This window comes from Streptomyces sp. NPDC060198, assembly GCF_042728415.1.
In the GTDB taxonomy this organism is placed as follows: Bacteria; Actinomycetota; Actinomycetes; order Streptomycetales; family Streptomycetaceae; genus Streptomyces.
Map to the genome: position 1 here is coordinate 1 of NZ_JBHWZJ010000203.1, position 12,836 is coordinate 12,836.

The window sequence follows — 12,836 nt, forward strand, 5'->3', positions numbered from 1 at the left end:
GGTTTCCCCGGTCGGGCCCGCCGTGTCAGAGGAGGCTGAGCTTCTCCTCGATGTAGAGGACGAACGCGGAGAACGTGACGAACGTCCCGCCGCCGTACGCGGCTCGCTCCAGGCCGGGCGCGCCGTAGTGCCAGGAGACGGTGAACGCGATCAGGCCGCCGACGAGTCCGGTGAGCAGGCCGGCGAGGATCGCGAGGACCCGGGCCCTGCGCTGGAGGCGCTCGATCTCGCGTTCCAGGCGCCCGGTCTCGTCGCGCGGGGCAGCGGGCGGGGGAGTGGCGGTGGTCATGGAAGCCGTCCTTGGTCGGTCCGGAAGCCTTCGCCGGCGGGGCGGGTGCTTCACCGCAGTGGTGCGGTACGACCGATCCAAGGGAGTGGGCGACGGCCAGCCCAGCGTTCACCCGTACCTGGATGATCCGGTACGCGGTCAGAACTGTTCATGCGGGTCAGCCGGTTGATCGACCGTTACGGACCGCGCTGGCCGACCGTCCCTGATCGCCCCGGCGGGCATGATCCTTTTGTCGGGTGAGAGCACTGAAATGATCATGTGTCGGATGCTGGGATGATTCATGGTCACACATGCCGATCAGGCCCGGGTCCGACGGAGGCTCACCGCACGATGATCGACCAGCTACGTGATGATCTGGCCCAGGCTGATTCCTGGGTGAAGTACCGAAAGGTCCTCAAAGCCTTCCGCGAGGTGTACGGACCGCCGTTCAGCGAGATCCCGCCGTACGCGCGCGACCGCCTGGGCGTCCGGGACGCGCCGTCGAAGACCACGTTCACGAACCTGACGAACAACGAGGACGACGCCCCGAAGTGGGCGCACGTCACGCTCTTCGTCAGGGTCTGCGTCCACTACGCCGCCGAGAACAAGGAGGAGATGGGCGGGGCCGCCGAGGTGCTGCCCGAGGTCCTCGTGCTCTGGAAGAGAGCCTTCGTGGGCCTCGGCGGCAAGGTCCCCCAGCCTCCCGCGCAGAAGACGCCCCCGGCTCCGGCCGCAACGGCCGCAACGGCCGTGCCGCCGGCCCGCACCTCCGCCCCCGCCGGCTCCCGGGCGCCCGGCGGGAAGCCCCGGTCCGTCTGGTCCTCGGGCCTCGACCGGGCGCGTGGATGGCCCAAGGCCGTCACGGTGCCTGCCGCCGCCGTCCTCGTCCTGGCCCTCGGCACGGGAAGCTACCTGCTCGTCGACACCCTCCTGGACCCGGGCAGGGACCCGGCCGCATCGAAGACCGCGGACGGCGACCCGGCCCCCTCCGCCACCCGTCCCTCCGGCACGCCCTCGACGTCGCCCACCACCGCCACCGACCCGGGCGCCCCGCCGACGGGCACCGCGCCCTCCAGCGCCACGACCGCCCCGGGCGGCGGCGTCCCCGGCACCACCACCGGGTCCGGCAGCGAGAGCGGCACGTCCGGCGCCGGCTCCTCCGGGGCGTCGTCCGGCACCGATGGGACGACCGGGACCACCACGACGGGCGGCACCACCGGCACCACGACCTCCTCGTCCTCCTCGGGCGGCGGCGGGACCAGCGGCACGGACACCACCACCGGCTCCGCGAACACCTCCACGACGAGCAGCGGCACCACCACGAGCTCCGGGACGAGCGGCGCCGCCGAGGCCGAGCAGCCCTGGATCTCCTCCACCATCGACTGGACGGACAACGGAGGCGCACCCACCACCTACGTGTACGACTCCTACAAGGCCGGCGGCGAGGGAACGAACACCGGGGTCTACCCCGCAGGCGAGGCGATTTCCGTGAAGTGCCAGGTCACGGGCGGCCGGGTCATCGACGTGAACAAGAAGGGGCCCTACAGCGGGCCCGATCCGGTTCGCAACGGCATCTGGTACCGGATGCCCACCGGCCAGTGGGCCCCCGCGGTCTACGTGAACACCGGCCGCTCCAGCCTGCCCACCTGCAGTCCTGCGGATTCCTGACCTGCCAGGCCGACTCGTCTCTCAGGTGCCTGCGTGCCGTGTCCTCGATCCTCGCGGCCACGGATGCGTCAGCCTGGTCGCGTCCCCCCGCAACAAGGGCGCGACCGGGCCGTGTGAGCGCGGCGGAGGCCGGAGCGGGCCAGCGGCCGCAGCCGGGCTCGGGGCGGTCGAGGTACTTCCAGGTGCCGGACCCGACCGTGAGAACCAGTGGCTGAACAGCAGTTGGACACCTTCTGCGACGAAGACGACGAGGACGAGAAGGTGCGGGAAGCCCTCAGCGGCTTCAAGGAAACGGTCCGCCGCCTCGTCGCGGCGACCGGCCCCACGACCCATCAGCTGGCCGGCACGCACCACCTCGGCAAGGGAAAGGCCAGCACCTGGCAGACGGCGAAGCACGAGCGGCCCGGCATCCCGCCCCTGCGGTTCGTCGAAGTGCTGATCAAAGAAGCCAGGGACCGCGCGAATCTGACGATGAAAGCCTTCATACATCTTTGATAGTGAAAGGCTGATTCACATGCGATAGTCGCATAGCTGCGGGTAGGATGGTGGCATGGGATTGAGCTTGGAGGAGTCGCTGCGGCTGACAGTGGCCGCGCTGATGCAGGTGACGGGCGGCTCGCAGCGGTCGGTTGCGGGGGCGCTGGGGCTGACGCAGACGCAGGTGTCGCGCCGGCAGTCGGGCGCCATCTCGTGGAGCCTGCGCGACGTCGACCTCCTGGCCGAGCACTACGGCATCGGCGCGCTGGACCTGCTGGCGGGTCCGACCAGAGCGTGCGAGGCGCTGCCCGCCCACAGACGCCGTTCCGTCCGGACCGAAGCGAAGGGAACGAGCCGGTGAGCGACTTCGACGCGATCGACTCGCTGCTCGACACTGTCGGCCCGGAGGCCGAACTCCCGCCCTGTCACGTGCGCCGCGAGCTGCGGGAGCGGGCTCGGCTGTCCAAGGCGCAGGTGGCACGCGCGCTCGGCGTGAGCCCCTCAACCCTCAGCGGATGGGAAAGCGGCCGGGACCCGGCCGGCGAGATCCGCACGAAATACGCGTACCTGCTGGACGGGCTGAACACCAAGCTCGCCACCGAGACCGAGGCGGCGCCGGCTGCGGAGCAGCCCCCTGCACCAGACACAGCCGCGACCGTCACCCCCTCGTCTTCGCCGGATCCCGCGCAGGACGAGGACGAGGACGGGGACGACGTAGAACCGCTCGTCGTACCCGAACCGTGCGTGCTGTGCGGCCATCCGGCCGGACAACGCGTGGCGGGGTTCGCCCAGCACCTGGCCCCGGCCGACTGCCGGCCCATCGCCACCGAAGCCCCCGCCACCGCGCCCGCCCCGCCAGCCGAACAGCCCACCGCGCAAACCCCGAAACCGCCGCCGCGCACGACACGTCCGGCGCATGCGACACAGCGATCCAAAAACCCGGCCCGCCACGCGTTCCAGGAGCCGTCCGGCCCGGTCGACCTGATCCGCCATGCCGTGCAGGGCGCGCTCACCGAGCACCGGGGCGACCTCGACGCAGCCACGGCGGCGCTGTTGAAGCGCGCGATCCCGGACGCGATGCGACTGCTGGACGAGACCCGCAAAGGCGCCCGCTACGACGTGATCGCACACCCCTGGATCCCTGACATCCTCAAGAAACAGACCGCGCGCGGCGCCGACCAGATCTGGGAGGCCCGCCCCAAGTGGACCCGTCACGAACTCCCGCCCGGCCGGCACGAGGTGACCGCGCTCGACATCAACGGCGCTTACCTCTCCGCCCTCAAGACGCACCTTCCCCTGGGCCAGCTCGAGCACTCCACCGGCCCGGCCCACGACCGCCGTCGCTCCGGAGTCCACCTGATCACCCCGCCCGAGTGGGAGCACGAAGCGGTGCTGCCCAACCCGATCGGCCAGAGGGACGAGCCCGGCCCCCTGTGGGTCACCGAGCCGACGCTGCGCCTCCTGCTGCGCCTGTCCGGCCCGAAGCACCAGCTGTGCGCGCCTCCTCAGATCCACGAGTCGTACACCTCCGGGGCCACGGAGAACCTGCTGGAAAAGTTCCGCATCGCGTTGAAGGACGCCCGCGACACGGCGATCGAGCAGGGCGATACGGTGACGCTGGAGTACGTGAAGGCGATGTACTCGAAGTTCGTCTCCACGATGGGGGAGTCGAACTACAACCGGGAGCTCTACCGTCCGGACTGGATGCACCTCATCCGCAGCCAGGCCTTCGCCAATCTGTGGCTCAAGGCGCTCAAGGCCCATGACGAAGGCCTGGCCGTCGTCCGGGCGATGGGCACCGACGAACTCCACGTCATCGGCGACTGGCGCCGTGTCTTCGCCGAAGGGCGCAGTGTTACCGAGGTCAAGGTCAAGGACACGTACACCGCCGCAACCGACGCCGGTGAACACGCAGGAGAGAGGGAGTAGTGCCGGAGAAGAACATCGACTTCGGAAGGTTCGGCGCCCAAGGCATCAAGGGCAGCGACGCCGTCGCCCGCAAGCTCGACGAACTCGCGGGCGGCATCGCCACGCCCGTGACCGCCAAGCGTGGATGGACGGCGCGCCTGCACTATCTGACGAAGTCGGCCCAGACCCTGAAGGCAGCGCAGGACGCCGGACTCACAGTGACCCACCGGACGCTGAAAGCCTGGCTCGAGGGCGAACGCCGCCCCTCCAAGGCCAACCTGAAACGTATCGACCAGGTGTACCGGGCGGTTCGCCGGCGCAACGTCGCCCGCCATCTCCTCAGGCGCCTCGACCGCGACGGACGCGGAACGCGAGTGGAGATCCACCCGCTCAACCAGTCCCAGGTACCACAGCCGCTGCAGCGCGTGGTGGAGTACCGGACGATGAACGTGCGCCGCTGGGACCGAATCGTCGGCTCCTGGGCGGCCGGCGACCACCAGAGCCTCGACGCCGCGTGGCAGGACACGATCGTCGACCTCGGCTCCCAGTGGGGCCAGTACGAGTACGTCACCAACGTCGGCTTCGCCGCGTAGAGCCCTGCGCCGGAAGGTGGTCTTCGGCGCCTGCCGGGATGGCGTACGGTGGGGATACCGACGCGGGGTGGAGCAGCTCGGTAGCTCGCTGGGCTCATAACCCAGAGGTCGCAGGTTCAAATCCTGTCCCCGCTACTGCCGAAGAAGCCCGGATCTACACGATCCGGGCTCTTCCGCGTTCCCGGCACGAGCCCACGTCCGCCTCCTGCCCGGCTGGAGGCCCGGCCGCCCTTGCGGCCTGCCCGAGGTGTGGAACCGAGCACTCTGGGTTCACACTGGTCGAACACGTTCCCTGAGACCGCGCCGGTGCAGCCCCCGGCTCCTGCGGGGTGCGGCGTTCCGCCCTCAGGAGAAAGGCTCAGCCTCTCCTCGCCCAGACGCCAACTGGGGCAATACGAGGCACGGTTGCTGTACGTGCCTCTAGGATGACTGCCCGCGCCGGGGCCTCAAGCACCTCATCCGCACGCGTAACGCCCGCACGCCACGCCCCCGTCCGTCGCCCCGGCGGAGCAGGGAGATACGGAGCAGCTCGACCAGCACCTCATCCGCTTCTCCGCGTGCGGATTCCGCCCGCTGACCCATGCGCAGGACCCCCGGTCACCAGCCCGACGATCCCGGCCGGTCGCAACGACGGCGGCAAGAGCGCGGTCCGCAGCGCTGGCCTTCCTGCTGGGCGAACACCGTCTGACGGACGAGGACCGCACCTACCAGCAGGACGAGGGTGTCAAGGGACAGCGCTGCGCGAAGACATGGGTGGAGGGCGTCTTCCGCCTGGACACCGCCGAGCAGACAGCAGCCACCCCCTTACCGGCCGAAGTCCGCGTCCGGCTCCGCCACCCGGCGGCGCAGGCGAAGAAACCGCTCCCTCGCGTGTCCCCAAGCCTCTGAAACAAGACCGTTTATCGGGAAAACCGCCCGTAGCTCCCACCACCCTGGTTACGGTCTGTGCCCATGAGGTTCCTGCACACCTCGGACTGGCATCTCGGCCGCCGGTTCCACGGGGAAGATCTGATCGACCGCCAGCGCAAGGTCCTGGACCACATCTGCGCCACCGCCCGCACCCACAAGGTGGACGCCCTGCTGATCGCGGGCGACATCTACGACCGCGCCATCCCGAGCCTGGACGCGGTACGCCTGTTCGACCGGGCTCTGCACCAGCTCGCCGACCTCGGCATCCCCACCATCATGATCAGCGGGAACCACGATTCCGCCCACCGCCTCGGCACCGGCTCCGGCCTGTACGCCAAAGCCGGCGTCCACCTGCGCACCAACCCCGCCGACGCCGCCCGCCCCGTCCTCCTCGACGACGAACACGGCCCCGTCGCCGTCTACGGAGTGCCCTACCTCGAGCCCGCCCTGGTACGCACCGAGCTGGACGCCGAGACCGCCTCCCACCAGGCCGTTCTCACCTCCGCACTGGACCGCATCCGCGCCGACCTCGCCACCCGCCCGGGCACCCGCTCCGTCGTCCTCGCCCACGCCTTCATCACCGGCGCCACCACCAGCAGCAGCGAACGCGACATCAGCGTCGGCGGCATCGCCCACGCCGGAGCCGACCTCTTCGACGGCATCGACTACACCGCCCTGGGACACCTCCACCGCCCGCAGAGCGTCAACCCCCGCATCCACTACAGCGGCTCCCCGCTGGCCTACTCCTTCTCCGAGACCAACCACACCAAATCCCTCGCCCTGGCCGACCTGCCGGCCGACGGCCTCCCCACGATCACCCGCCACGACATCCCGGCCGGCCTCCACCTGCCGCTGGCCCGGCTGACCGGCCGCATCGAAGACCTGCTGACCGACCCCGCACACGAACCGCTCAACGAAGCCTGGCTGCAGGCCACCCTCACCGACACCGCCCTGCCGTACGAGGCGATGGCACGCCTCAGACAGCGCTTCTCCAAGACGCTGGACATGCGGCACGTACCCGCCGGCATCCCGGCACAGGCCACCGACACCCCCACCTACCGCGAACGGCTACGCGGCCGAGGCGACCTCGACATCACCCACGACTTCATCACCGCCGTGCGCGGCACCCCACCCACCACCGCAGAGGCAGACCTCCTGCAAGAGGCCGTCGACGACATGCGCGTGCGCGCCCAGGAGAAGGAAACCGTCTGACATGCGTCTGCACTCCCTGCGCCTGCAGGCCTTCGGCCCCTTCGCCCGTCGGCACACCGTCGACTTCGACGCCCTGTCCGCCGACGGCCTGTTCCTTCTGCACGGCGACACCGGCGCCGGCAAGAGCACCCTGTTCGCCGCCATCTGCTTCGCCCTCTACGGCCTGCCGCCCCACGAACGCAACATGCGCCTGCGCAGCGACCACGCTCCCGCGGATCTGCTGACCGAAGTGACCCTGGAAGTAACCCTGGCCGGCAAGCGCCTTCAGATCCGCAGGATCCCCGCCCAGAAGCGACCCCACCTGCGCAACAGTGCAGAGCTCGTCGACCAGAAGGCCGAAACCTACCTGCACCAGTGGGTCCTCGACGAACACGGACACGGCCGGTGGGAAGGCATCATCAAGTCCCACAAGGAAGCCGGAGAAGAGATCAAGTCCCTCCTGCGCCTGACCCGGCAGCAGTTCTGCCAGGTCGTCCTGCTCCCGCAGAACGAGTTCACCAAGTTCCTGCGCGCCGACGCATCCGAACGCCGCATCCTGCTCGGCACCCTCTTCGGCACCCGCCGCTTCGGCCTCATCGAAGAATTCCTCGCCACCCGCAAAACCCTCACCGCCAAGACGCGCGACGAGGCCCGCGCCGACGTCCTGCGCCTGGCCGAACGCATCCAGCAGGCAGCCGGCGACGACCTCGAACCCGCCCGGAACGCCCCCCGGGCCGACGACCCCGCCACCCTCACCGCACCCGCCCGCGCCTGGGCCACCGGCCTGCACCACCAAGCCCTCACCCGCCAAGACGCCGCCGACACCGACACCGAGACCGCCGCACAGCAGCTGGCCGAAGCCCGCCTGGCAGAACAGGCCGTACGCGACCTCCACCGTCTCCAGCAGGCCCACCGCACCACCGCACACGACCTCGAACTGCTCCACGAGCAGGCCGCCCACCACGACGAACTCGCCGACCGCCGCGACCGTGCCGCGAAAGCCCACCAACTGCAATCCGTCCTGGAGACCGCACACACCGCCGACCTCGAGCACACCCGTGCCCGGGACGACGACAGCCGCGCCCGCGCCCTCCTGCCGCCCGAACACGCATCCCTCGACACCGCCGGCCTCACCCACGCCGGCCAGCAGCTGCACGCCGCCACCGGCGCCGTCCAGGCACTCCTGCCCGACGAGGCCACCCTCCAACGCCACACGGCAGAACTGGCCGCACTCGACCGCGAGCGCCAGCAGCTCACCGAAACCCTCACCGACGCCCAGCAATGGCTCAACACCCTCCCGCAACGCCGCGCCGACCTTGCCGCACGCCTGGAAACCGCCCGCAGCGCGCAGGAGACCAGCCGCGAACTCACCCCCACCCTCAACCTCGCTGAAAAGCAGCTGGAAGCCGCCAGGCGCCGTGACGCTCTCGACCAGCAGATCAGCGCCGCCCACAAGGTCCTCAGCCAGGCCGAGAAGGACTTCGAGCAAGCCGCGCAAACGTACGTCGACATCCGGCGCCGGCGCACGGACGGCATCGTCGCCGAACTCGCCGGCCGGCTCGTCGACGGCGAAGACTGCCCCGTATGCGGTTCCCCCACCCACCCCGCACCCGCCACCGCCCAACCAGGCCAGCCCACCGCCGCCGACGAACAGGCCGCCGAAGCCGCCCACAACCACGCCCAGCAGAGCGAGAACAACGCCAAAGAGGCCCTGGCCCAGCTGAACGAACAGGCCGCCACAGCACGCGGCGAAGCCGGTGGCAACACCCCCCTCACCGACCTCACCGCCCACCGCACCGACCTCGCACAACACCTCGCCGACGCCCTCTCCCAAGCAGCCGACGCCGGACCAGCCGCCGAACAACTCACCCTCCTGGAAAAAGAACAGGCCGACACCGAACACACCCGCAACACCGCAACCGCACGCCTGGGCGCCGCCGACGCCACCTACGACAGCCTGCACACCCAACGCGAAGAGCTCACCCACCGCCTGGCAACCGCCCTCAACGGACACGCCACACTCGCCGACCGCATCACCCACCTCACCCAGCACGCCGGCCGACTCGAGACCGCCGCCGCATGCGCAGCCACCGTGACAACAACCGCCACAGACCGCCACAGCGCCACCACTCTCGCCGAGCAGGCAGCGCACACGGCAGGCTTCACCTCCCCGGCCGACGCCTTCGCCGCCCGCCTGCCCGACGACGAACTCACCGCGATCGACAAAGAGATCACCCACTGGCGTGAACAGCGCCTCGTACTGACCGCCCGGCTCGCCGACCCCGAACTGCAGGCAGCCATCACCCAGCCGCCGGCCGACCTCGAGCACGCCGTCACCGAACTGAACACCGCCACCACGACCCACACCCACACGGCAGCCCTCGCCACCCAAGCCGCCGACCGGACAACCACCCTGGCCACCCTCACTGCTCAGATGGACACCCAGATCCAGCGACTCGAACCCCTCGAGGACGCCTACCGCACCGTCGATCACCTCCACGGCCTCATCAGCGGCGGCTCACCCAGCAACCAGCTCCGCATGCAACTGGAGTCCTACGTCCTGGCAGCCCGACTCGAAGACGTCGTCGACGCCGCCAACACCCGCCTGTCACGCATGTCCCACCACCGCTTCACCCTCGTCCACTCCGACGACAGAGCCGCCCGAGGCGCCAAATCAGGCCTGGACCTCAAGGTCCTCGACGCCTGGAGCGGACACAAACGCCACACCGACACCCTCTCCGGCGGCGAATCCTTCTACGTCTCCCTGGCTCTCGCCCTGGGCCTCGCCGACATCGTCACCGCCGAAGCAGGCGGCCAGGCACTGGACACCCTCTTCATCGACGAAGGCTTCGGCACCCTAGACGAAGACACCCTCCACCAAGTCCTCGACGTCCTGGACTCCCTGCGCGCCCACGACCGCACCGTCGGACTCATCAGCCACGTCCCCGAACTCCGCCGCCGCATCACCCAGCGCCTGCACATCGCCAAGCACATCGACGGCTCCACCCTCACCCACCTGACCGAAACGGCCGAATGACCGCACGGCAGAACACGGGTCCCCGGCCACCCGCCGACCCGCTGCACCCAACCACTGCTGTACGCGAGAATGAACGCGAGTCAGCCCCTCACGTATGCCGAGGAACCGTGCAATGACCGCCCGCCCTCCTGCCACAGAACACACCGAGCGTCTGGTCCTGCGCACGGACCAGCAAAAGGGCCTCGTCAGTACGGTTCGCCACCTGCGCCGCCCGCGCACCCGCGGACACGCCGTCTCAGCCTGCGGTACCGGCAAGACCCTCTTCGCACTGCGCGTCGCCGAGGAACTCGGCGTGCGCCATCTGGCAGTGGCGGTGCCCAGCCTGGACCTGGTCGCGCAGTGGGCTGCGGCCGCCCGAACGGACGGCCGCAGCGAGCCGATGATCACCGTCTCCTCGCTGCGCGCCGCCTCCCACCCGCTCCTCGCCGACGCCGACGTCGACTCGGCCAACGCGGGGGAGTACCTCGCCTACTGGCTGGGCCGCCACCCCAAGGCGACGGTGTTCTTCACCTACGACTCCCTGTCCAAGATCGAAGAAGCCCAACACTCCGCAATCTTTCCTGCCCCCGTCTTCGGCCTGCTGATCGTGGACGAAGCACACGCCACGGCCGGCACCTGGGAGAAGAACTGGACCGCGCTGCACGACAACGAGCGCGTCCCTGCCGAACGCCGCCTCTACCTCACCGCCACCCCGTATGTATGGGAAGCCCCCCGCCTGACCGAGCCGCCCACCACCAGGGCGCAGCCCAAGCGCACCACCGCCACCGCACCGGCCTGGGACGACCCGGCCCTGCTGGCGACCATGGACCAGCCGAAGGTCTTCGGCCCCCGCCTGCACACCTACTCCCACGCCGACGCCATCGACGACGGCGTCCTGGCCGACTACCAGCTCGTCGTCCCCACCGTCACCGACACCGAACTGCGCACCGCCCTCACCGATCCCGAGGCCGGGCCCACCGCGCGCCGCACCACCGCCCTGCACCTGGCCATCCTCAAGGCCATGCGCGAGCAGGACCTGCGCCACGTGTTCGTCTACTTCCAGCAGATCGCCGACGCCGCCGACTTCGCCCGCCAGTTCGCCCACACCCTGCGCACCCTCCCCGACGACCTGCGCCCCGACTGGGCGGACCAGGTTGTCGTGCAGTCCATCGACGGCACCCACAACGCCCGCCGCCGCGCGGGCATCATCAACCGCTTCACCGACGCCGACCGCGGGGTACTGGCCAACGCCAAGATCCTCGGCGAAGGCGTCGACCTGCCGGCCGTCGACGGAGTCGTCTTCGCCGACCGCACCGCCAGCGTCCGCCGCATCGTCCAGGCGCTGGGCCGCGCCCTGCGCAAACCCCCCACCCTCAAGACGAAGACGGCCAGCCTCGTCATCCCCGCCTACATCCCGCCCGGCACCGACCCCACCGACCTCCTCGGCACCCCGTACGAGGCCCTGTGGCTGGTCACCGCCGCCCTGCGCCACCACGACCAGACCATCGCCGCCCGCGCCCCGCGCGGCAAGAACCAGCACCCCGCCCGCGACTCCCACACCTACATCACCCGCCGCTTCCGCTTCGACCACACCCTCGACCCTTCGGCGATCGCCCGCGCCCTAGACCTGCTGGTGTGGCCCGCCGGCGGCGCCGCCCTGTCCGCCCCCCGCCGCGCCGGACTCGCCGCCGCCGTCCGCTACCACGCCGAACACGGCCACCTGCGCGTGAGCGCCGACTACGAGGACGCCTACGGCTACCGCCTCGGCAGTTTCATCACCGGCCAGCGCACCGCCCACCAAGCCGGAGCCCTCGACCAGAGCTGGCTCGCGGAGCTCGAGGCCCTCGGCATGATCTGGGACGACCACGAGGCCACCTGGCAGGGCCACCTGGCCACCGTCGAGGCCTTCCACGCCGAACACGGCCACCTCGCCATCCCCGCGCAAGCGCCCGGCGGCCAGTTCCTGGCCGACCAGCGCGCCCTGGCCCGCAAGGGCCGCCTCACCGCCGTCCGCGACGCCCAGCTCACCGCCCTCGACGCGGACTGGAAACTCCCGCACGGCCCCGACTGGCACCGCAAGTACCACCTGCTGAAACGCCACCTCGAAGCCGGCAGCCACCCCGGCACGCTGCGCCGCGGCACGGTCATCCATGGAGTGAAGGCGGGTAGCTGGCTGCACCGCCAGTTCACCACCTGGGACCGGCTCGATCCCGGCCGGCGCGACCTGCTCGCACGCATCGGGCTCACCCCCGACCAGAAAGGCACCAAGGGCGAACCGGGCACACCGACACCGCGGCGACGCACGTTCGCGCAGACCGCCGAGATCCTCCAGCTCTTCGTGGAGCGCTGGGGACGCACGCCCGGCGCCCGCGAGTGGATCGAGGTCGACGGCGAACGCGTCATGATCGGCCCATGGCTCGCCAAGGCCAGCACCAAGCGCAAGGCCGGTCAACTTCCTCTGAGCCAGGCACAGTTGATGTCACGGATTCTGCAGGAGGACTGGAGTGCTCCTCAGGCGGACTGGACCACCGCCCCCGGCTTCCGCCCTGCAGAGGGGCCCGATGCCCCGTGACACTCGCTGACTGCCACGACCGCGGCGGAGCTGGTCGCTGCGGCGAAGCAGTTCTTCTGCTCGGGCTGAACCCGCTGCCGCAGCCTGCCGCGCCGCACGGATCGACGCCCGGCTCGTGATGCCGCACCGGCGCCGAAAGGGCGAGGAGCTGCCCGGCTGGAAGCAGGCCCACAACACTCGCCTCCGTGGCGGGCGAGTTACTCCCCGCTCTGGTGGCCGGGTGCGTCGATCGGC

Annotated in this window: 9 protein-coding genes and 1 tRNA gene; 9 read left to right on the forward strand and 1 reads right to left on the reverse strand. The window is 70.3% G+C overall.

What is annotated here, in order from left to right; translation table 11 throughout:
- Positions 1-25: 25 nt before the first annotated feature.
- Positions 26-289, reverse strand: coding sequence for a hypothetical protein (locus ACFWEP_RS22610; protein ID WP_387372243.1), 264 nt, complete (start codon positions 287-289; stop codon positions 26-28).
- A gap of 330 nt (positions 290-619) precedes the next feature.
- Here ACFWEP_RS22610 and ACFWEP_RS22615 point away from each other — a divergent pair, with 330 nt between their 5' ends.
- The 9 genes from ACFWEP_RS22615 (at position 620) to ACFWEP_RS22655 (ending at position 12,602) form a co-directional block, all read left to right on the forward strand.
- Positions 620-1,936 carry a hypothetical protein gene (locus ACFWEP_RS22615; RefSeq protein WP_387372244.1) on the forward strand — a complete coding sequence of 439 codons (1,317 nt, stop codon included), beginning with the start codon at positions 620-622 and terminating at the stop codon, positions 1,934-1,936.
- A gap of 207 nt (positions 1,937-2,143) precedes the next feature.
- Entirely contained in the window at positions 2,144-2,431 is a 288-nt protein-coding gene (locus ACFWEP_RS22620) for a hypothetical protein (RefSeq protein WP_387372246.1), read from the forward strand.
- Positions 2,432-2,486: 55 nt separating this feature from the next.
- Positions 2,487-2,774 (forward strand): helix-turn-helix domain-containing protein, encoded by a 288-nt coding sequence (locus tag ACFWEP_RS22625; RefSeq protein ID WP_387372248.1) that lies wholly within the window; start codon positions 2,487-2,489, stop codon positions 2,772-2,774.
- Positions 2,771-4,342, forward strand: a complete 1,572-nt coding sequence (locus ACFWEP_RS22630) for a helix-turn-helix domain-containing protein (RefSeq protein WP_387372250.1) — start codon at positions 2,771-2,773, stop codon at positions 4,340-4,342. Before ACFWEP_RS22625 ends, ACFWEP_RS22630 begins: the two co-directional genes overlap by 4 nt.
- Positions 4,342-4,914, forward strand: coding sequence for a transcriptional regulator (locus ACFWEP_RS22635; RefSeq protein ID WP_387372252.1), 573 nt, complete (start codon positions 4,342-4,344; stop codon positions 4,912-4,914). The genes ACFWEP_RS22630 and ACFWEP_RS22635 overlap by 1 nt, the downstream gene beginning before the upstream one ends.
- A 61-nt stretch (positions 4,915-4,975) precedes the next feature.
- Positions 4,976-5,049, forward strand: a tRNA-Met gene (locus ACFWEP_RS22640).
- A gap of 816 nt (positions 5,050-5,865) precedes the next feature.
- Positions 5,866-7,035 (forward strand): exonuclease SbcCD subunit D, encoded by a 1,170-nt coding sequence (locus ACFWEP_RS22645; RefSeq protein WP_387372254.1) that lies wholly within the window; start codon positions 5,866-5,868, stop codon positions 7,033-7,035.
- Position 7,036: 1 nt separating this feature from the next.
- Entirely contained in the window at positions 7,037-10,051 is a 3,015-nt protein-coding gene (locus ACFWEP_RS22650; RefSeq protein ID WP_387372256.1) for an AAA family ATPase, read from the forward strand.
- A gap of 112 nt (positions 10,052-10,163) precedes the next feature.
- Positions 10,164-12,602, forward strand: a complete 2,439-nt coding sequence (locus ACFWEP_RS22655; RefSeq protein ID WP_387372257.1) for a Helicase associated domain protein — start codon at positions 10,164-10,166, stop codon at positions 12,600-12,602.
- Positions 12,603-12,836 lie beyond the last annotated feature (234 nt).